Below are 19,642 nucleotides of genomic sequence, written 5' to 3'. Positions count from 1 at the left end.
GGGGTCCGGATCGGGCCCAGAACCTAGCGGAGGGTCGGTCACTCTCCAAAGCGACTCGACTACACAAAGTAGCCACAAGGGGCTCGGAGCCTCGCCGAGCGTTACCCTTCGGTGACGAATCGAATACTCTCAGTAATCAAAAGCGCGGGCGGTGTTCGCGCCCAGGGCTGTCGCCAGCGCATCCTCGTCCATGCCGCGCACGGCCGCCATCGCGCGCACCGTGACCGGAACGAGATACGGGGCGTTGGGCCGTCCGCGGTACGGCGCCGGGGTGAGGAAGGGCGCGTCGGTCTCCACGAGGACGAGTTCCAGCGGGGCGACGGCCAGGGCGTCGCGCAGGTTCTGGGCGTTCTTGAAGGTGACGTTGCCGGCGAAGGACATGAAGTATCCCTCGCGCGCGCAGATCCGGGCCATCTCGGCATCGCCGGAGTAGCAGTGGAAGACGGTGCGCTCGGGGGCGCCCTCCTCCTTCAGGACGCGCAGGACGTCGTCGTGGGCGTCGCGGTCGTGGATCACGAGGGCCTTGCCGTGCCGTTTGGCCATCTCGATGTGGGCGCGGAAGGACCGCTCCTGGGCCGCCTTGCCCTCGGGGCCGGTGCGGAAGTGGTCGAGGCCGGTCTCACCGACGCCCCGGACGTGCGGCAGGGCGGCGAGCCGGTCGATCTCGGCGAGGGCCTCGTCCAGCGCGGCATCGCCGCCCGGCTCGCGGGCGCCCTGCCGGGACCAGCCGTCGGGGTCGCCGTGGACGATGCGCGGGGCCTCGTTGGGGTGGAGGGCGACGGCGGCGTGGACGTTCTCGTACGCGGCGGCCGTCTCGGCGGCCCACTGCGAGCCCTTGACGTCGCAGCCGACCTGGACGACCGTCGTCACGCCCACCGACGCCGCCTTGGCGAGCCCTTCCTCGACAGTTGCGGACTGCATGTCGAGGTGGGTGTGGGAGTCGGCGACGGGCACCCGCAGAGGGGCCGGGAGCGGCGGTGCGGCGCTCTTGTCGTTCTTGTCCTGGGCGGCGCGCCCGGCGTTCGAAGGCATGCCCCGATCCTACGAAAGGGGCACGACGGGCCGGCCGGGCGTCCGGACCGCCCGTCGTGCGAGGGGTCAGCTCGCCTTGCGGTGGAAGGGGTGCAGGAGATCGGACAGGTGCCAGTGGTGGCGCCCGGTCCCGCCGTCGCCGCCGTCCGCGGCGGGCCCGTCCGGCACGACGGGCACCTCCACCGGTCCCGCCGGCGGCACCTCGTGACGGTGGTGGGCCGCGCTGCGCACCGAAGCGACCTGCCCCGCGCGCATGATCCGCACGACGTGGCCGTCGCAGTTCTGGCACGCGGGCCGGCTCAGCGGGGACGGCACGATGCGGCCCTCGGCGACGTACTGGACGAACTCGTGACCGTCGGCGTCCGTGTGGTGCTCTATCTCGTACGACTGCTCCCAGCCGTGCCCGCAGCGCATGCACGCGAACGCATACGACTCGTGAACAACGGCTGTGGCCGTACCCCGGAGGCCGGTCTGCCCTGCGATCTCACTCATGCCAGCTCCTCTTGTCCGCTGGACAAGCGCCCCTGAACGGATTCCCCCCGGAATCCCTGGGACGAGGGACGGGTGCGTCCCTTCGACCAGTGGACGCCTCCACGGGACCGAATGCATCAGGCCTGTCGAGTGTTGGAGGCGATTTGGAAGGTGCTTGCCAAAGGAGCCCCTGGCAGGGGGTCTGGTCTTTGCTTTTCGCGCCCCCCTTTTGCCCTCGCATGGGGCGCGCGCTCATGGGAGAAGCGCCCTGCTCAGAGGGCAAATAAAGGCAGGCACCCAAGGCGCGCGGCCCCCGGGCCGGGGGCGCGCGGCACCCCCGATGTGGAGCGCGGTTCCGCGCCGATCCGGGGCTCCGCCGCAAGAGCGCAACCAGCCACACACGGGCCCGCCCCACCGAAAGGAACCAGCCCGACGGCACCCCCACCGAAAGGAACCAGCCCGACGCCGCTCCCCCATTGAAGGGAACAAACCTGACGGCGCTCCCCCACCAGAAGTAAACAGCCCGGCGGCGCTCCCCCGAACCGGCCTACTCGCCGACCCGCTTCGCCGCGACCACCGCGTCGAAGACGACCCGCTTGGGCAGCCCGGCCTCCACCGCCACCGCGGCGATGGCCTCCTTGCGCCGCTCGCCCGCCTCCTCGCGGACCCGCACCCGCCGCACCAGCTCCTCGGCGTCCAGTTCCTCGGGACCAGCCTCGGGGGCGCCCTCCACGACCACGGTGATCTCCCCGCGGACGCCCTCGGCGGCCCACCGGGCCAGCTCGGCGAGCGGACCGCGGCGTACCTCCTCGTACGTCTTGGTCAGCTCGCGGCAGACGGCGGCCCGCCGGTCCGCGCCGAAGACCTCGGCCATGGCGGCGAGGGTGTCGTCGAGCCGGTGCGGGGCCTCGAAGTAGACGAGCGTCCGCCGCTCGGCGGCGACCTCGCGCAGCCGGGACAGCCGCTCCCCGGCCTTGCGGGGCAGGAAGCCCTCGAAGCAGAACCGGTCGACGGGCAGCCCGGACAGGGCGAGGGCGGTGAGCACGGCGGAGGGCCCGGGGACGGCGGTGACCCGGATGTCCTTCTCCACGGCGGCCGCGACGAGCCGGTAGCCGGGGTCGGAGACCGACGGCATCCCCGCGTCCGTGACCAGCAGCACGCGCGCGCCGCCGAGCAGCTCCTCGACCAGCTCGGGCGTGCGGGCGGACTCGTTGCCCTCGAAGTACGACACGACGCGGCCTCTGGGCGTCACGCCCAGCGCCTGGGTGAGCCGGCGCAGCCGCCGGGTGTCCTCGGCGGCGACGAGGTCGGCGCCCGCCAGCTCCTCGGCCAGCCGGGGCGGTGCGTCCGCGATGTCGCCGATGGGGGTACCTGCCAGGACAAGGGTTCCAGTCACGCCCCCATCCTCCCAGGACCCCGGAAAAGCTCCTCCCGGCACCCGGGGGCGGCGCTCCCGGCTCTCGGGGGGGGCGGGGTGGGGCCGAGCGGCGCTCCCGGCTCTCGGGGACGGGACCGAGCGGCGCTCCCGGCTCTCGGGGGGCGCTGCGCAGGGCCCGGCCGGGCCCCTCCCGCAGGGCTCACCGGCCCGAGGCAGGAGGCGGCCGGGAACGACCTCGCCCCAACCGGTACCACCCATGCACGGGACTCACACAGACGGGTTCCCTACGATGGCGCGGTGACCAGTACCGCGTCCTCCACGGACCTCCGGCAGGGCCAGGCGCCGCACGACCAGCGGCCGTCCTGGCAGCAGCGGCTGCGACGATTCGGGTACACGCCCGCCCAGGACGCCCCCTCGGGCGACGTACGCGACCGGCTGGTGCCGCCCTACGCCGAGCCGAGCCCGCGCCTGTGGCAGGTGCTGGGCCTCCCGCCGGTCCTCGCGGAGCGGATCACCCGCTGGTCCGGCTGGGGCGGTCCGCTGCTGGTGACGCTGATGGCGGGCGTGATGCGGTTCTGGAACCTGGGCAGCCCGCGGGCGGTGATATTCGACGAGACGTACTACGCCAAGGACGCCTGGGCGCTCGTCCACCGCGGCTACGAGGTCAACTGGGACAAGAACGCCAACGACCTCGTCCTGCAGAGCCACGGGCACCTCGCCATTCCGACGGACGCGGCCTATGTCGTGCACCCGCCGGTCGGCAAGTACGTCATCGGCCTCGGCGAGCTGGTGTTCGGGTTCGACCCGTTCGGCTGGCGGTTCATGACGGCGCTGCTCGGGACCCTCTCCGTCCTGCTGCTGTGCCGGATCGGCCGCCGGATGTTCCGCTCGACGTTCCTCGGCTGCCTGGCGGGCGCGCTGATGGCGGTGGACGGCCTGCACTTCGTGATGAGCCGGACCTCGCTGCTCGACGGTGTGCTGATGTTCTTCGTGGTCGCGGCGTTCGGCTGCCTGGTCGTCGACCGGGACCGGTCGCGGCAGAGACTGGCGGTGGCGCTGCCCGCGGGCGCGGACGGCCGGGTCCGCCCGGACGCGGACGTCGGCGACACCTTCCGCTTCGGTCTGCGGCCCTGGCGCTGGGCTGCCGGACTGATGCTGGGCCTGGCCTTCGGCACGAAGTGGAACGGCCTGTACGTCCTGGCCGCGTTCTGTGTCATGGCGGTGTTGTGGGACGTCGGTGCCCGCAGGACGGCCGGGGCCCGGCACCCGTACCGGGCGGCCCTCAAGTACGACACCGGCCTCACCTTCCTGGCGACGGTCCCGGTGGCGATCGGTGTCTACCTGCTGTCCTGGATCGGCTGGATCCTGTCCCCCACGGACGGCAACGGCGGCTACTTCCGCAACTGGGCGGAGACCGACGGCAAGGGCGGTAACTGGACGTTCCTGCCGGACTGGCTGCGCAGCCTGTGGCACTACGAGCACGAGGTCTACAACTTCCACGTCCACCTGTCGTCCCCGCACACCTACCAGTCCAACCCGTGGAGCTGGATCGTGCTGGGCCGCCCGGTGTCGTACTTCTACGAGTCCCCCTCGCCCGGCGCCGACGGCTGCCCGGCCGACGCCGGACAGAAGTGCGCCCGGGAGGTGCTGGCCATTGGCACACCGCTGCTGTGGTGGGCGGCCTGCTTCGCGATCCTGTACGTGCTGTGGCGGTGGCTGCTGCGCCGCGACTGGCGCGCCGGCGCCATCGCCTGCGGGATCGCGGCCGGGTACCTGCCCTGGTTCATGTACCAGGAGCGGACGATCTTCCTGTTCTACGCGGTCGTCTTCCTGCCGTTCCTGTGCCTGGCGGTGGCGATGCTGATCGGCGCGATCGTCGGCCCGCCGGGCTCGTCCGACACCCGCCGCGTGATCGGCGCATCGGCGGCGGGCGTCCTGGTCCTGCTCATCACCTGGAACTTCATCTACTTCTGGCCCCTGTACACGGGGACGGCGATCCCGATCGACTCGTGGCGCTCGCGGATGTGGCTGGACACCTGGGTCTAGCTGCGTGGACACACAACGAGGGCACGGCTGGCAGCCGTGCCCTCGTTGTGTGTCCTTGGTCGTCAGCGGCCGTTGCCAGTCCCTCTCGGACGGCCCAGGGACGGCCCGGGGGCGGCCCGATTGCGGCGACGCGGTGGATCTACAGACCCCATCTGCCCCACAGGCACCCCAGCGACCGCCGCCGAGGTGGCCGCCGTGACGGGACGCGGGCTACGCGACCGAGCGAGGATCACGCCGGCCGGGGCCGAGGGCTGCGCGGGACCCGCCGCTGCAGGGCGTCAGCGCACGTCGACGTGGTCGGCCGCGCTGGTGGCGAAGCCGGTCGTTGAGTTGCCGTAGTACACCCAGCGGTAGGAGCCATCGACCGAGGCGGTGACCGTGCCCTTCAGTCCCCCGGTGCGGCCGGTGGTGGCCTTCTTGACCGTCTTGAAAGTGTCGGCACCCTTGGCGCGGTACTGGAGGCTGACCGTACGGCAGCTGTAGGCGTCGTACACCCCGCTCGAGCGGCCTTCCCGGGCGCTCATCCCTCCGGCGAACACCGAGCTGCGGCCATGAGAGCAGGAGGCTGCCCGCACCAGGCCGCAATCGCTGTTACGGCTTGGCGCAGGACGGGTGGGCCGACCGGTGGAATGCGTGTAGTGATCCCGGCGGAATATGTGTAGTGATCGCGTGGATCGCTCGGATCATGGTGATCGGATTTCGGTGTGTAGCCAGGAGGTGATCATGTGACGACTTCCTCAGGGCCCGACCCAGGGGCCCGCTTTGGCTCGTACGTGATGGTGCGAAGAGGCCTGAGGAGATGCCCATGCTCGCGGGCGGAAATGGCATGGGTTGTGCTGGTCCTGCTCCTGACGGCGCTGCCCGTGGGCTGGTGCGGCTTCAAGGACTTCAGGGAGGCTCTGACTTTCGCGGGGTGCGTCACCGGAGCGGCCCTCATGGTGGCGGCTCTCATCATGGTCGTGGGTGTCGCTGCGGTCGTGGACTGCTGGGTCCGCGGGCCGAGTTCCAACTTTGGAGTGGCCGCGCTGATCAGTACCGGCGTGGCGTTGTTGACGAACGTCTTGCTCGCGTTACAGACATGGAATGACGGCGAGAAAGTCGGCTTCAAAGTACTGTCCATTATGCTCAGCGCAAGTTCGCTATCCACTGTCGTCCTGGTGTGGCGAAGATTGGATGAGATCCCCACTCCGAAGCGGGTGGCTGTGGCACTCATTGCCTCCACGTTCGTAGCGGTCACCAATTTTGGCTACCAGTACATTTTCCAGCCGTACCGGCGCGAGGCCACCCCTCTCGTGCAGCTGAACGTTGGCAAGGCAGTACTCAGTGCGGACCGCAAGGTGTTTTCCGTGCCGGTCGACATCAAGCTCGTGAATCACAGCGATATGAGCTTCTACGTGCTGGGTGCCGAGTTCCATGCCATGGGAGAGGACGTGAGGGTGAGCCCGAGCGACCTGGCCCGAGCGAAGTGGCGAGAGGACGCCGAGCAATGGGCTAGATACCGGGAGAAGCACCCGCTTACCCGCAGGGAGGTCTATCAGCCGGGCAAGCTGGTGGCGGCGCAGCCATGGGTGCCCCCCGGGAACTGGGTAGAGGCGAACGACGAGTCGCTCACGCGGACCGTTGTTCAGCTTCCCAGAGACACGAATTTCGACAAGCTGACGTTTTACGCCACCCTGAGTCTGGCGCGTAAAGACCGGCTCGTTATGGACAAATTCGGAAACCCTAGCTATTCCTGGCGGGGCGCTGCTGTGCCCCAATGGGTGAAGAGAGGCCAGAGAGAGAGCGACACCATCATCCAAACAGCCGACATGCAAGAAAACAATGCGATCGATCAATATACGAGAAAAAGGCGCCGTGTTACTACCTATTGGCGCTTTGGCGCACACGGTGTAGACGTGGCGCCGGTCATCGCGCCGGGGGGTGAGGAAAACCGTACGTTCTCCGAGCAGACGAACCGCGAGGTACGGAGTCGCTACGGTCTGATCGACGTCTTGGCGGGCCCGGTCGAAGAAGCGCTGGACGAGATCAAGACCCGGCACTGACCAGCCCCTTCAGCCACATCGCCAGGGCGAGAGAACTGTTCCCGCGGTCCCAGGAGTACGAGTCCCCGATGCCGCGCCATGCTTCCTGCCCGGCCCGGCACAGCGCCTCTACGTCGAACATCTCCTGGACGAGTAGTTGCCCCGCGGAGCGGCACAGGCCGATGAGGTCGTCGCCCTGCCGTGTGCCAGCAAGCCGCGGGTGTACAGCTGGTTGAAGGGGATCTCGACCGCTCGCTTGCAGGTGCGGGTCGAAGGTGACGCAGCACCGCGCCAATGAGCGGATCGAGGATGCTCTGCACGAGTGGGGTGAGCTTGGCCCGCCCCTCGGGCGACACCTGGGGACACGCAGTGACTGATGTCGGGATACGCGCGGTACGGGGTGAGACACGGCCGCACTTCGTCCACGGCGGCTCGAAGGGGCTCCGACAACGAGAAACCCCCTCCGACCAGGTGATTAACCTGGTCGGAGGGGATTCCATCCGTGTGGCGGCGCCAGGATTCGAACCTGGGAAGGCGAAGCTGGCAGATTTACAGCGGGCTAGCTTGGCTGGCGCTGACCAGGCAAAAGGCGAGGCTGCGCTCGCGTTGGGGGCCGCGTGGGGGACAAGCGCGGCTTGCGCTCCTCCCCCAGCCCCGCTGTAGCGCCCACGGTCAGAGGGGCTCTCCCGCGTCGGAGGTATCGCTGTCGCCTGCCCTGGGGGGCATGGTCGCCAGGTCTTGTTGGGAGCCCCGACGACTGCTGAGTACAGGGATGGAGGCTGCCAGAACAGCGGCGGCTGTGCTGAGAGGGGCCGCAAGGTGCGGGAAGACCCACACGGCCAGGATCACTCCCAGCGACAGGACTATGGGCACGTAGATCGATGGCCTTAGACGGCGCCTCTGTGAGCGCGCGGCTCCACGGCGTAAGGTCATGACAACACCTTCTTTCCTCGAATGCCTGGGGTGGGTGTTGGAGCGGCCTCCCGATAGCGCGGGAGGCCGCTCACTTTCTGTTACTAGGGTGCGCGGCTCGCATGGTTCCGCCGGATGAGTTCACTACTCGCAGCCGTCTAGGCTCGGCTACTTGGCGTCAACCATTCGATCACGAAGCGTTGCATCCATAGCCCGTGCAGGGAAGTGGTCCTCGTCGCAGTGGCCAATCCCCGTAGGGTGCGCGGGGCGCTCGCCCCTATTTCCGCGCAGGTCGAACGGGGGTTGGTGGGTGCTCCTTGGGGGCACCCCGCAGGAACCAGAAGTTGGCCAAAAATAAACGGACACGAGATTAGAAACCGGTCAGCCGACCTGCATCTTTTCTGCAGGTTGGAGCGATCCCGTTGCCGATTGGGGCGACCTCTCCAAGATCAAAGCGCGGCAACGTGATCCACACGCGCTTGGCTTGAGATGTTTGCTCTCCAATCACAGTGTCAGCTGGTTCGGCTGTGCCTTTTGGGCTTGATGGGTTCTGATCATCAACTGCCATCGCGCTACAGATGGTGAGGCGGGGCCTCCTTGCCCGTGGGCTCTCCGGCGACCAGCAGATGCGTGGCGGCAACAAGTCCATGCAGCGCTACCAGACTGAAGAGCGCGCCCTGCGCTACTGGCACAAGCCCCACAGGGGACGGGGGGCGTTCGAAACCTGGGCCGTGATCGTGGAGTGCCACCGCCGCTGGGGCCGCGGCGAAGACGGCCAGATACGACGCGAGTATGCGTGGGTCCTCGCCCCGGTGGCCTCCCCCCTACGCGGCGCTTGGCCGCAGCACATCATCGATGCGCTGAACGAGGACGACGGCCACGTGCACGACCACGCCCAGAACACGCCCTTCGACGAGACGGAAGAAGCAGAGACGCTCAGTGCCGGCGACCGGTACCGCCAACTAACAGCGGCCGCGGGGCGCACGGCCTCAAACCGCTCCGAAAGGTCGCGCCGCTCAGAGGTCGACCGCTACTTCCGCTCACCAGCCGCACGCGAAGCCGTGCTACTTCGTAGCGGCGGTACATGCGAGAACCCCAGGTGCCTTGGCCATCCCACCGAGCTCACGGACGCCGGCGCACCCATCCTTGAGGTCGACCACGTCAATGAAGTCGGCAACGGGGGCGACGACATCCCGGAAACCATGATCGCGCTCTGCCCCAACTGTCATGCCCTTAAGACCCGAGGCCGTAACCGCCGGCAGCTTCGTACCACCCTGCTCCGCATCGCTCGCCAACGCCACCGCACTTTCTCCAGGGACGAGTCGTAGTGCCAAGATCGCGGGCACCGGCTTGTGACGGCGCACGCGCACGACGAGCGTGCGCCGTCCGCGACCCTACTTGGGCAAGTACAACGCTGACGGCCCCCGGAAACTTTACAGACCTCACACGTTGGCGTCCCCGCACTTCCTGCGACCTGCGGAAGCTTGCTCACGCCCGGGGATATACGTGTCCGCCGTCCGCGCCTCGTCCACGGAGCGCCGAGGACCGCGGCGGTGCCGGGGGCGCCGTACCTGCAAAGCATTACCCCGCCCAACCTCGGGCCGCGCTGGATGCCCCGAGTGCGGCAAGCGTGAAGCCGTCCCGCAGCTCTCCCGCACGGATCGCCTGTGCCATCTCGTGCGGACTCCACCAGCGCGCTGCGGCAATCTCGCCGTCGCCGCCCGGGCTAGGGCACAGTGGTGCGTCACCCTGAACCGAGACCTCGACGATGGCAACCTCGCTCTCCAGCGTGCCGGAGTCGACGTCCAGGTACGCCACCACAGCGGCTGCGGAGCCGACCAGCCCCGCTTCCTCGACAAGTTCGCGCAGCGCGTCCGAGACGGGGTCGGTCTCGCCGAAACCGCGCGGAAGTTCCCAGGCCCACCGGCTGATCGTCGGTCGCCACTGGCGGACCAGCAGAATGTCGTCACCTCGTCGAGCCAGCACCACAACTCCGGTGCGGCCACCGCCGACGCGTACGCGGTGCCGGACGGTCTCGCCGCCGGAGGGCAAGCGGTAGATGTCGATGTAGACCTCGCACCATCGGCCGCCGTCGGCATCGGTGTAGGCCTTGTGGGTGCGCGCGCGTGGCGCCTCAGCGTCCATCAGGCACTCCTCCCCGGCACCCCTGGAAGCTCTATCACGTCGTACCGGCCTCGGAAATCGGTCAGACGGGTCACCCCGGCTGCTACGGCCGCGACGACGACCGGCGCGAGCGCCCCGCCCGCGCCGGCGGCGAACACTCCGGGCGTCCCCTGGCCGAGCAGGCTGGTCGCCAGGCTCATTCCGCCGCCCGCGACCATCTGAGCGGTGGCGCCACGCGCGCTGTGTGCGAATTTCTGGAGTCGGGTAACCGGCACCTCGTCCACATCACCGGCCCGTGGCTCTTTCGTACGGCCCGCGAGCAGGTCGCCCACCTCCTGCAGTGCGGCGAGGTCCTGCCGGTGCCACCACTTGGCGAGGGCATCGGCTGCTTCATCCGTGTAACTCTGCCATTGCTCACCGCTCATCAGGCCGAGCCGCAGTTCGAACCGGGTCGGGTAGGTCACGACCGGTGTCTGCTCCACGAGTGTCGCTGCCTCCCGGCGCCGGACGCCGCGTCGCGGCGAGGCCAGCCCGAGCATGCAGCCTTCGCCCGCCGCGATGGCTCGGTAGTACGTCTCGTCGAAGGACTCGCGCAGTGTCCGTGCGTCCGTTTGTGCCGCCGGGTCACCGGAGTGCAGCAGGGGGTCAAGGCTCTCGTACAGGCGGCTACGGCTGGGTAGCCCGTTCACGTCGAACTCCCCGCCAGTCCAGGCGGCGAGCACCGACTGGCCGTGGTCACTGGCCAGTTCCTCCGGGCGCGGCGGGGGACGCAGCGCGTACGCGGTTGCGTAGTCGGCCGGTGTCAGGGGGCTGACCTCCAGCAGGCCACGCCCGGCGGCGTCCAGCCAGTCAGCCCACCGGGCGACTGCGCGCCGCCGTAGCGGAGCGTCAAGGACCCCTGTCGCCGCTAGTAACCTGTCCGCCATGCCGACCGGTCCCTCCGAGGCGAGGGCCGCGACCGCGGCCTCGCCGTCCGCGCGGACAGCCAGCTCCCGCTGGAGCCGCAGGCACTGTTCGTCGGGGATCGGGAGGGAGGAGAAGAGGAAACCGGTCGAGAGCATCGCGACCAGTTGTCCGGCCAGGTCTGCATTGCGGGAGTTCACCCGGATCGGGAGTACCGCGCCACCGCCGACCGCACGGATCGCCAACTCGTCGAGGAGTGCGGCGGGCCGCAGCACAGCGAAGACGGCGCCGTCGAGTAGTTGGGGGTAGGTCAGGAACAGGGATCCGCCCTGGATGACTTCCCAGCGCAGCCGCCCGAGCAGTTCTGCCCGCCCGGAGGGGGGCAGCCTCTCCACCGGGGCGGTGGCCCCGGGCGCTTGGGCGCTCAGCTTGGCCCGCTGCCGTACGCTGTCCCACCCGGTGCTGAGGACCGCGGTCATGTGCCAGCCCTTTCTGTGGTGTTCGTACGTGGGCCAGTCCAGCATGTGTGGACGGGCGGGACAACGGAGAGCGCTCGATCTTGGCGAGCCTGTGGAAGGACCACGCCGCCCACGGCAGTCACGAGTCTTCGAGGGACTCGAACCCGGGAAGGCTGAGCCGATAGATTTACAGCGGGCCGCTTCCGCCATCGGTGACCTGCGGCTTTCCGTGTGTCACTCGCTGCTGGGGGATCAGAGCCGAGCTAGGCAGTGAAACCGGACCCGAAGCGGTGCACCCAATCGCTCTCGCGGCCATCAGGTAGGTCGGGTGCTGGAACGGGATGCAACTGCTCCTCCCCGCAAGCACGCGCCCAGAACTGGCCGTCCAGTGAGAACTTCGGTCGGTCATCGTCAGATGAAACAGGAACGAGGCTGGTGGAGATCCACTCACCCTTGGTCGGTTCCGGCAATCCAACCGCACGGGCGGCGTGTGGGTGTGATCCTTGGTGACCCAGCACGACAATGCCCTCCGGGCGCAGCTTTATCCGGGCGTCGCGGGCACGCTTCGGCGCGTCGTCCTGCTGGCCGACGGTCAACATGGTCTGGCGGCCAATGAGTCGGTCTTGCACATCACGGAACAGCTGGTTCACCCGCTGCTGACCCGACGAGGATCGGCGGCGCGGCAGTCGGGCAGTGAGAATCCGCTCGCGTGTTTCGGGATCCAGGTGGCGGAGCAGGTTTGTCGGCAGGTCCCTCTGGAGCCCACCCCAGAGCCAGTAGACCTCGGACTTGGCGCCGTCGGAGAGCTTGCGCTTGTTGTCTCGGTTATATGCGCGGACGAGGTCACCGTTTGCACCCAGCACTCTCTTCCAACGCAGGCGCTCATCGGTGATCCGTACTACGCCAGCGGCCCACCGGCTCGTGTCGTCGTCTATCCAGGTCACGACTGCAGCATGGTCGGCACGGCCACTCCGCTCGCCGTGGTCGGCGCACAGATACATCTCCATCGGGATCTCCCAGCCACCGAGATCCTTGGAGAACTTGCAGTCGATGTCGAGGCCGGCGATGGACCAGTCGAGGTCTGCGCCGTTGTCAATGGCGAACTCCTTGGTGAGGTTCACCTCGACGGCCGTGCCGAGATACGTCTTCTCGGTCTTCGTCAGGTGCTGGTACGCCCAGCGCCCCGTCCGCTGGCCATCGAGCAACTCGTCGAGGGAGTCGCGGAGCGCCCATCGGAAGCGCTCTCGCGCCTCCGGCTGGCTGTAGAACCACTCCACGAACGGGACAAGGTCATCGGGGACGGGTTGCGTAAGACCGGACTGGATCCGCCACTCACGCGGCACCCTGCTCATGGGCTCGGTCGGGAGATCCCAAGTGCGGTACGAATTGCGGCGCGAGTGCTTCGCCGCCAACGCGCGCGAATCCTGCATGCCAGCCTGAGCAGCATCCTCAGGCAACCACAGACCCTCTTGTATCGTCACGCGCTGAAGTCTGGCAGCAGGCACTCAGCCGGGTTCGACGAACCCTCCTCAGCGGGCGCGGTCGGCAACCGACAGGAGACACATCCTCGACGGGCTTCGAGGAGGACGCAAAAGCGTTAGGCCCGTACCAGCACCTCGTCGTCAGGCGCAGACGCGGCCTGCACCGGCAGTCGGTGCCACCAATCAAGCTTCGCCAGCAGGTCCTCACTCGGAGGAGACCAGCCGAAGGCGGCGCTCAGGACATGCATTGCCAGGCGCGGCGGAACGGCGTTCCCGATCTGCTGCCCGATGTCGCGACCGGACCATGGGTAGTCGGCAGGAAAGGTCTGCAGACGTCCGGCTTCGGAGTGATTGAACCGATCCAGTTCAGCCCCGTCGAGGGAGACGACACGGTTTCGGCGGATCTTGCCAGTCACCGTGGCAGAGGGCTGGGACGAGGTCCTGCGCCCACGCAGCTTCGGGTCGCCGCCCGTTCCGTAGTTCGAGATGACCTCGAAGGGCGTTCCTCGCTCGATTACGTCGCCCATGGTGCGCCAGGGCTCCTTCGACGCGTCGCCAGCATCACGCGGAACCCCCTTGCGGTAGGTCCGATGGGTAGAGGCGGGCAGTTTCACGCTGTGCTCCCCCCGGCGCGCGACCAGTACGGCCCGCTTCCGCGTCTGCGGAACGCCGTAGGCCTCCGTGAGCAGGAGTCCGTAGTCAACCGAGTAACCCTCGTTCCTGAGGGCTCGGGCGTACGCCTCCCATACAGGGAGCACCGCAGGCACCTGCTCCAGGACGATTGCCTCGTAGGGCTTCTTCTGCACGTCGATGGCTTCCAAGATCCATCGGAGGGGTTCCAGTACGAGGCCGGTCCGCTCGTCATCCAGGTTCGCGAGATCGCTAACGATCTGCTCGCGGTCGACGCGAGCAGTCATTTGCTCAACGAATTTGAGGACGTCATCGAGGGCCTTACGGCCCGCCCCACTGCCTGCGACCGTAAATGTCTGGCAGGGCGGGCCACCGGCCAGCACGTCTGCGTCCGGAAAGTCGGCCGGACCGTACTGTCGCACGTCGCCCTGGATTGTGCCCAGGCCGGCAGCGCGGCGGGTCTCGCAGGCGTCGGCATCCCATTCAATGCCGACCGTGGGTACTCCCAGTCTCTCGGCAGCCACGTCCACGCCACCAGGTCCGGCGAACAAGTCGACGATCTTGACTGGCTGCACGTGATCTCCAGAGCGTCAGGGTGGCGGTCCAAGCGGCCGCACTCTGTAGTGCAGCGCTCTGGGAGCGTACCTGTGACCACTGACAACCCAGTGCCGTGTCGGTCTCCCGCGGCTAGACGGAACCGTGTGAGGTTCTAGACGTCCCGCAGGTCTGCCTCGTACTCCGGGTTGAGCAACTCATCCTTCGGGGCCCCACCCATGAGGGCGTGCCGTCCTCCGTGGCACTGAATGCAGAGCGTGATCAGATTCTCGTCGTCATTCTTGCCGCCCCTGTGCACTGGCAGAACGTGATGAATCTGTAGCGAGGCACCCTGCGCTGGAGTCCGCCCGCAGTCCTGGCAGGTGCGCTTGTCTCTGTCGAGGATCTTGTAGCGAAGCTTGATCGCCTCTCGGACGCGCGGCGGTCGCTTCTCCAGCGACGGGAGCCTGTACGACCCTGGCGGGAGGGTCGGATCATCGACGTTGGAGATGATCTGCCAACCCTCTTCTTCCAGCTCACGCAGACGACGCGGCCACTCTTGAATCTTGGCCACGTAGGCGAGCTGCTCCTTGTCGGCGGGGCGTGGGGAGATCGCCTGGAGGTAGTGGAGAAGCCTGGCGCGGCCGGCTGCATCCTTGCCTCCGGGCTTCTTCAGCGTTCGTGCTTCCTTGGCCACTCGCCAGCGGTCCGCCAGGTCCTCATCCGGTTCGTCCGCCGTCAGCCGGTAGTGGTCATAGGGAAGATCATCGCGGGTGACGCCGGATTCGACCGGCCAGCCAAACTCCACTCGCAGTTCCCGCACCCGCCTAGCCCACTCCACAATGCCCGAGACGCCGGCGAGATGATCGGCCGGTACCGGTTCGCCCACATGGCGACGCAGGTAGAGCAGTATGGCCTCGCGCGCCGACGCGATACCAAGGCCCTTGTTCGCTTCGTTCAGTCCGTCGCGGAGACGGGCCGACAAGCCCCCCAGCTCCGCAGCAAACTCCAACCATGCCTCCCTACCGACTGTGGCGTCCTCAGCTCGTTCCAACACCTTCAGGTACTCGCTGGCGGCGACTCGCATGTTCGAGATCGCTTGCACAGAGCGTGCTTCGCCCTTAGATGGCATGTGCCCCCCTGGCATCTTGATCGCTGGCGCAGCGTACGACAGCAGAGCCGACACCCTGCGGTCGAGGATGCCGTCGAACATCTGGGCTTGCCCAGCCCGCACGCCACGAGCACGCGGCGGACAGCTGCGCGCTCGTCATGGTCATTGGCTGCCACTCCCCTGTCTGGGACTGCCGACGCCAACCCCGTCGGGAGCCCAGCAGATTTACAGTCCCCTCAGAGTCTTCGGTCCGTTAGGCGCCTGAGCAGCGAGTATGGCCGCCGCCCGCCGTTCTCGGCCGTTAATCGTCCACGTCTCGTCCGCACTGCCCGACACTGACCTAGCGATCCGCCCCTTCGCAGGCCTTCCTTGCGGCATGCTCGGCCCTATGCGATGGAGAGATGTGGGGTGGGCTGCCCTGATCGGCCCCTTGCTAGGCGTCGGGCTCTTCACCATCGGCCCAGCCGTACTCAACGTCGTGAAACTGCCTGGGCCCGCGTGGGTCACCACCGCCGTCGCAGGACTTGGCGGCGTGTTGCTGCTTGTGGCTACCCCCCTGCTGCAGGCCCGCCTGGATGGTCTTACACAACGCACTCGACTCGAAGGGGAACGTGCACGAGAGCGGATAGACGCTCTTCAGTCACTGGCTGGCCCTACTGGAGATCTACCGTGCATCCGAGACGTCACCGATCGAGCGCTCTTGGGAATCCATCCAGCTATCCCGCTGCCTGCTGGTGCCAGTCCTGAGCTGTCGGCGACCCTACCCACGTATGTCCCCCGAGACATTGACACAGATCTACACGCGGCGCTGCGCTCCGCCAGCACAAATAACGGCTTCCTCCTCCTGATTGGCCCAGCAGCTTCCGGCAAGACACGCTGCGCATACGAAGCAATAAGAGTCGTATTGAGCGACTGGCGCATATGCATGCCAACCAGTGACGAGCAGATTACCGCTCTAGTTTCCAGTGGCGCAGATCTCGCGCACACCGTTATCTGGCTTAATGAAACCCAGAGATACCTAGGCCCCGGCAAATTGTCCGCCAAGACGGTCCGTCAACTACTTGCAGACACAACGCAGCCTGTCATCCTGATCGGAACTATCTGGCCAAGAGAGTACGAAAGACTCATCAGGGATGCCCCTTTTCGCGCTACCGAGGAAATCGATTGGGATTCAAGAGATATCCTCAGATTAGCCCAGCACTTCACCCTCAAAGAGTTTAGCGAGGCGGAAAGAGATCGAGCCAAAGAAATAGCTTCCACGGATCCGCGCCTGAAGGAAGCTCTCTCACACGAGAGGGGCAATCAGGCAACCGAGGTGCTCGCTGCGGCCCCTGAGCTCATCCGTAGGTGGGAGAATGCTTCCGATCCTCTCGGTGCAGCTATCTTGAAAGGGGGAATTATCGCCGGCCTCTGCGGCCATCCAGAGCCGATACCATTGGAAGTAATTAAGGCTCTGGCTGTTTCCCTTTTGACTCCTACACAACGCGCCCAAGCTTCAGACAACTGGCTTGCCAGCGCCCTAAGTTGGGCTTGCGAACCAGTCCGCGGAGACATTGCACCTCTCAGGCCCGAGGGCGCTGAGATTGGGCAGATCGATGGCTACTGCGTCACGGACATCCTCACCCAGCATGTTCAATGCTACTCGCCGATCACGGAGTATGCCCCAGAGGAGCAATGGACTCTACTTATAGAGGCGTCTTCGGAAGGTGTCTGCCTAGAAATCGGAGATACGGCCCATTTCCACGGGCGTGAACGCCTCGCACAGCACGCATGGAGACGCGGCGCAATTTCCGGGAATCACTACGCCATGGTACACCTCGGGACTTCACTAATTATCTCCGGGCAAATCACAGAAGGTCGCTCATGGCTTAGTGAAGCAATTCGCAGAGGCGTCGAAATCCCTCCCCCCGTCATCGGCTGCTTCCTAATCCTCCGCGGCGCAAAGGAAGAGGGACGTTCCTGGATAGCGGAAGCAGTCCAGCATGGAGGCCACGGCGTGGCAACCATGGCAGGCCTTTTCCTCATGGAGCATGATCCAGAGGAAGGGCATTTTTGGCTAGAGCGCGCTGTACAGGAAGGCGAATCACCTGGCTACATCGGGATCGCCCTTGCCGGGTCCGGAATCCTAGAAGAAGGGCACATCTGGCTAGCCATCGCCTCTGATCAGGGGGGAGCTGAAGCCACGATTGCGATCGCCGAACTACTCCTTTCCCAAGGAAATACAGAAGAGGCACAAGCATGGTTCGAGCGCGCCGTGCAGACCGGAGGAGCAACCTGTGCAACTGTGGCAGGGCTAGCCCTTTTCAGGCATGGCGCAAAGGAGGAGGGTCGCGCTTGGCTGGAGCGTGCTGCCGAGCTCGACGGAGAGCATCGAATGGCCCTCAACGGACTCCTCCTTGCCGTACTTGATGGGGAAGTTGATGAAGGTCGAATCTGGCTACAACGTGCAGAGCAAGCCGGCTTCACAGACGCCACGATTATGCTGCAGAATCTCCCCAATTTCATTAGAGAGATAGGCCCCCAGGGAATGGAATAACCCCAAGGCGGAAATAGATGAGGTCTTCCAAATTCTTCCGTGTGACGGCCAGATGTGCTCCGCAGGTTCGCATCCAGGGCGAACGATATTTTGTGCAGCGCTTAGTCCAGCATCCCCAAGGTCGTATCGGGCCACCATTGCCGACACACCCTGACCCCGTCGGCGAGTGCGCGCCGAGCCTGCCTCCTGCTGACAGGTCGGCTGCGCTTGACCACGTTCCAGCTGTCACCAACCTGCACATACAGGGGCGGGACGTGCCGGTTGAGCCCACTTCGATGAGCCATTCCGCGCGGTCGAGCGAGCTTGGGCGACTCGCTGTCGCCCGGCTTCGCGACGCTCTTCGTCAACGATCCACGTGCGGGTGCGTGCAAGGTCCCGTTCCTGCAGCCGCTCCAGGAAACGGAGCAACCTTCCGGTCACCAGCTCTTTTAAGACGTTGTCCACACATCCCTGCTGATCACCGCCTAGTTGGGCAGACTGGCAGGCGGAGAGAAGCTGCCTTGTACGCCATCTGACCCTGAACTGGGGGAACTTATGATCGTTCGGCGATACCTGGATGAAAGCGATGAACTGACCCAGCATCTTACCCAGCAGCTCAACACTCCACTGGACTGGCCGGAGGACGGGGGGCTGAACACCGAGCACGTCGCGAAGATTGCTTCCGCGGCAGCCTGCGACGTCTCCTACAATCAAGCGGCCAACGGCCATCTGGTCGACCTTTTCGCCGCGCTCCCCCTGCCAAGCACCCCTGAAGGGAACGAGTTCTGGGAGGCGCTGAGGCGTGCCGGGGGTGAGGCCGCTTTGTACGTCGATCCCGCCAACGCGGGTGGCCCCTTCTTCAACTACCTGATCGACGGGAACGAAGCGGGCATCGCCGGCCGTGTGCTCAGCTTCCTGGGAAAGCTCGACGACCAGCAGCGCGACGCCGTGACCGAAGTGATCGGGGGCGCACTGGACCACAACACATTTGTAGCAGGGGGTCGGTACCTCGGGAAGCTATGGCTGCGTGATGCCGAGACCTCTGCCTGGTACGTCCTGCTTGCCAGCCGTCGGACGTACGAGACAGAGGATGACCGCAAGCGATTCCTTGAAGCGTGGAGCAACGCCTAGGCGCTGTTACGGCAAGGGCGTGCTCAACTGATCTATTCCGCGCCCAGGCCGTCTGACCGAACCAGGAGGAGCGCCCTGTCAGTTCTGGAGCCCACGATGGCCGACGCGGATGCGGAGGCCATCGCCACGTGGCCGTCGGGGCTGCGAGAGCGGCCGCACAACCGAGCCCTGACACGGGCAATTTTGCCCTGGAGTGACTGGGGGTTGGAGAACCACCTTTGGAAGTCCTGATGTTGGCCCAAATAGGTGGTGTTAGTCCATATGATCAGGACATGGCACTACAACCAGTCGAGGCCACGCTGATCGTGGGAACGGCCTCAGTGTTGGCTTCGACGTCCGCCGTACTGATTACTCACCGGCTGACCATCCGCCGGGACCGCCAGCACCGCGTATGGGACCGCCGCATGGATACCTACAAAGAGGTGTTGAGGACTCGCCGGATCCTGTCTCAGCACAGGACAGACGTGCTGCGCACCCAGTCGGCCAAGTCAGCCATCACCGATGTTGAAGGCGAACTCAATGCCTTCCACCTGACGCAGGCCCAGCTGACCATGTTCGGCTCGAACGCGATCAAGGCTCTGGACACCATTTCCCTCGCGGCGTTCAACAACTGGTCCCGTGCGCTATCGCAGTGGAGTGACCTGAATGCCCGCGCTACTGCCCATCTGAGCAACAGGGAGATGTGGGAGGTCGCCGACAGGAAGTGGGCTGAACTCCAAGAACTGGCGAAGACTGTCGACCTGGCTGATCAGCTTCTGGCCAAGGCGATCCGCGACGAGGCTGAGTTCAAGGACCGGCTCCACACTCCGTGGTGGTCGCGCATGCGAGCCCGGCGACGCGACGCCGCTCATATCGCGAGCGGAGACGGCACGCCGCCGACGCCCCCTGCATAACC

The 19,642-nt window shown here is 66.3% G+C and carries 16 protein-coding genes and 1 pseudogene; 6 read left to right on the top strand and 11 right to left on the bottom strand.

Annotation, left to right across the window (positions count from 1 at the left end; all coding sequences use genetic code 11):
* Nucleotides 1-129 precede the first annotated feature (129 nt).
* The 3 genes from ACFZCP_RS06095 to rsmI all read right to left on the bottom strand — a co-directional run bounded on the left by ACFZCP_RS06095 (nucleotide 130) and on the right by rsmI (nucleotide 2,899).
* Nucleotides 130-1,032 carry a TatD family hydrolase gene (locus ACFZCP_RS06095; protein WP_362680741.1) on the bottom strand — a complete coding sequence of 301 codons (903 nt, stop codon included), beginning with the start codon at nucleotides 1,030-1,032 and terminating at the stop codon, nucleotides 130-132.
* A 66-nt stretch (nucleotides 1,033-1,098) separates the two neighbouring features.
* Nucleotides 1,099-1,524, bottom strand: a complete 426-nt coding sequence (locus ACFZCP_RS06090; RefSeq protein ID WP_391424463.1) for a hypothetical protein — start codon at nucleotides 1,522-1,524, stop codon at nucleotides 1,099-1,101.
* 526 nt (nucleotides 1,525-2,050) lie between these two features.
* A complete protein-coding gene (gene rsmI, locus ACFZCP_RS06085) occupies nucleotides 2,051-2,899 on the bottom strand; it encodes a 16S rRNA (cytidine(1402)-2'-O)-methyltransferase (protein WP_391424460.1) in 849 nt (282 codons plus the stop codon).
* A 279-nt stretch (nucleotides 2,900-3,178) separates the two neighbouring features.
* Here rsmI and ACFZCP_RS06080 point away from each other — a divergent pair, with 279 nt between their 5' ends.
* Nucleotides 3,179-4,927, top strand: a complete 1,749-nt coding sequence (locus tag ACFZCP_RS06080; protein ID WP_391424458.1) for a phospholipid carrier-dependent glycosyltransferase — start codon at nucleotides 3,179-3,181, stop codon at nucleotides 4,925-4,927.
* A gap of 278 nt (nucleotides 4,928-5,205) precedes the next feature.
* On the opposite strand, the pseudogene ACFZCP_RS06075 reads toward ACFZCP_RS06080, so the two are convergent.
* Nucleotides 5,206-5,421 (bottom strand): annotated as a pseudogene (locus tag ACFZCP_RS06075) (hypothetical protein); the annotation flags it as partial.
* A 339-nt stretch (nucleotides 5,422-5,760) separates the two neighbouring features.
* Here ACFZCP_RS06075 and ACFZCP_RS06070 point away from each other — a divergent pair.
* Entirely contained in the window at nucleotides 5,761-6,969 is a 1,209-nt protein-coding gene (locus ACFZCP_RS06070) for a hypothetical protein (protein WP_391424456.1), read from the top strand.
* Here ACFZCP_RS06070 and ACFZCP_RS06065 read toward each other — a convergent pair.
* Nucleotides 6,953-7,090 carry a hypothetical protein gene (locus tag ACFZCP_RS06065; RefSeq protein ID WP_391424453.1) on the bottom strand — a complete coding sequence of 46 codons (138 nt, stop codon included), beginning with the start codon at nucleotides 7,088-7,090 and terminating at the stop codon, nucleotides 6,953-6,955. The two genes, ACFZCP_RS06070 and ACFZCP_RS06065, sit on opposite strands and share 17 nt — an antisense overlap.
* Nucleotides 7,091-8,507: 1,417 nt before the next feature.
* On the opposite strand from ACFZCP_RS06065, the gene ACFZCP_RS06060 reads away from it, so the two are divergent.
* Nucleotides 8,508-9,188 carry an HNH endonuclease gene (locus ACFZCP_RS06060; RefSeq protein ID WP_391424451.1) on the top strand — a complete coding sequence of 227 codons (681 nt, stop codon included), beginning with the start codon at nucleotides 8,508-8,510 and terminating at the stop codon, nucleotides 9,186-9,188.
* A gap of 253 nt (nucleotides 9,189-9,441) precedes the next feature.
* Here ACFZCP_RS06060 and ACFZCP_RS06055 read toward each other — a convergent pair whose 3' ends face one another.
* The 5 genes from ACFZCP_RS06055 to ACFZCP_RS06035 form a co-directional block, all read right to left on the bottom strand.
* Nucleotides 9,442-10,005: an NUDIX domain-containing protein gene (locus tag ACFZCP_RS06055; protein ID WP_391424448.1), complete on the bottom strand. Its 564-nt coding sequence runs from the start codon at nucleotides 10,003-10,005 to the stop codon at nucleotides 9,442-9,444.
* The gene (locus tag ACFZCP_RS06050; protein WP_391424446.1) at nucleotides 10,005-11,366 is read right to left on the bottom strand and encodes a hypothetical protein; all 1,362 of its coding nucleotides are present in this window, start codon (nucleotides 11,364-11,366) and stop codon (nucleotides 10,005-10,007) included. The genes ACFZCP_RS06055 and ACFZCP_RS06050 overlap by 1 nt, the downstream gene beginning before the upstream one ends.
* A gap of 242 nt (nucleotides 11,367-11,608) precedes the next feature.
* The gene (locus tag ACFZCP_RS06045) at nucleotides 11,609-12,826 is read right to left on the bottom strand and encodes a NaeI family type II restriction endonuclease (RefSeq protein WP_391424444.1); all 1,218 of its coding nucleotides are present in this window, start codon (nucleotides 12,824-12,826) and stop codon (nucleotides 11,609-11,611) included.
* Between the two features lie 116 nt (nucleotides 12,827-12,942).
* A complete protein-coding gene (locus ACFZCP_RS06040) occupies nucleotides 12,943-14,031 on the bottom strand; it encodes a DNA cytosine methyltransferase (protein WP_391424441.1) in 1,089 nt (362 codons plus the stop codon).
* A gap of 134 nt (nucleotides 14,032-14,165) precedes the next feature.
* A complete protein-coding gene (locus ACFZCP_RS06035; protein WP_391424439.1) occupies nucleotides 14,166-15,203 on the bottom strand; it encodes an HNH endonuclease in 1,038 nt (345 codons plus the stop codon).
* 823 nt (nucleotides 15,204-16,026) lie between these two features.
* Here ACFZCP_RS06035 and ACFZCP_RS06030 point away from each other — a divergent pair.
* Nucleotides 16,027-17,637, top strand: coding sequence for a tetratricopeptide repeat protein (locus ACFZCP_RS06030; protein WP_391424437.1), 1,611 nt, complete (start codon nucleotides 16,027-16,029; stop codon nucleotides 17,635-17,637).
* A gap of 101 nt (nucleotides 17,638-17,738) precedes the next feature.
* Here the strand turns inward: ACFZCP_RS06030 and ACFZCP_RS06025 are convergent, their stop codons facing one another.
* Nucleotides 17,739-17,921, bottom strand: coding sequence for a DUF6233 domain-containing protein (locus ACFZCP_RS06025; protein WP_391424435.1), 183 nt, complete (start codon nucleotides 17,919-17,921; stop codon nucleotides 17,739-17,741).
* A 250-nt stretch (nucleotides 17,922-18,171) separates the two neighbouring features.
* Between ACFZCP_RS06025 and ACFZCP_RS06020 the strand changes: the two genes are divergently transcribed.
* Together ACFZCP_RS06020 and ACFZCP_RS06015 are read left to right on the top strand one after the other, a co-directional pair.
* The gene (locus tag ACFZCP_RS06020) at nucleotides 18,172-18,747 is read left to right on the top strand and encodes a hypothetical protein (protein WP_391424432.1); all 576 of its coding nucleotides are present in this window, start codon (nucleotides 18,172-18,174) and stop codon (nucleotides 18,745-18,747) included.
* A 272-nt stretch (nucleotides 18,748-19,019) separates the two neighbouring features.
* On the top strand, nucleotides 19,020-19,640 hold the full coding sequence (locus ACFZCP_RS06015; protein WP_391424430.1) for a hypothetical protein: 621 nt from the start codon (nucleotides 19,020-19,022) through the stop codon (nucleotides 19,638-19,640).
* Nucleotides 19,641-19,642 lie beyond the last annotated feature (2 nt).

The organism is Streptomyces sp. NPDC007971 (assembly GCF_042958635.1).
Classification (GTDB): domain Bacteria; phylum Actinomycetota; class Actinomycetes; order Streptomycetales; family Streptomycetaceae; genus Streptomyces.
The sequence above is the reverse complement of the archived record's forward strand: the minus strand, read 5'-3'. Positions and strand labels throughout refer to the sequence as shown.

Coding starts and splice junctions, on each gene's coding strand:
- ACFZCP_RS06095 (WP_362680741.1), bottom strand. CDS start 1,032: ATGCCTTCGAACGCCGGGCGCGCCGCCCAGGACAAGAACGACAAGAGC.
- ACFZCP_RS06050 (WP_391424446.1), bottom strand. CDS start 11,366: ATGACCGCGGTCCTCAGCACCGGGTGGGACAGCGTACGGCAGCGGGCC.
- ACFZCP_RS06015 (WP_391424430.1), top strand. CDS start 19,020: ATGGCACTACAACCAGTCGAGGCCACGCTGATCGTGGGAACGGCCTCA.
- ACFZCP_RS06020 (WP_391424432.1), top strand. CDS start 18,172: ATGATCGTTCGGCGATACCTGGATGAAAGCGATGAACTGACCCAGCAT.
- ACFZCP_RS06060 (WP_391424451.1), top strand. CDS start 8,508: ATGCAGCGCTACCAGACTGAAGAGCGCGCCCTGCGCTACTGGCACAAG.
- ACFZCP_RS06065 (WP_391424453.1), bottom strand. CDS start 7,090: ATGTTCGACGTAGAGGCGCTGTGCCGGGCCGGGCAGGAAGCATGGCGC.
- ACFZCP_RS06025 (WP_391424435.1), bottom strand. CDS start 17,921: ATGGCTCATCGAAGTGGGCTCAACCGGCACGTCCCGCCCCTGTATGTG.
- ACFZCP_RS06030 (WP_391424437.1), top strand. CDS start 16,027: ATGCCAACCAGTGACGAGCAGATTACCGCTCTAGTTTCCAGTGGCGCA.
- ACFZCP_RS06035 (WP_391424439.1), bottom strand. CDS start 15,203: ATGTTCGACGGCATCCTCGACCGCAGGGTGTCGGCTCTGCTGTCGTAC.
- ACFZCP_RS06090 (WP_391424463.1), bottom strand. CDS start 1,524: ATGAGTGAGATCGCAGGGCAGACCGGCCTCCGGGGTACGGCCACAGCC.
- ACFZCP_RS06055 (WP_391424448.1), bottom strand. CDS start 10,005: ATGGACGCTGAGGCGCCACGCGCGCGCACCCACAAGGCCTACACCGAT.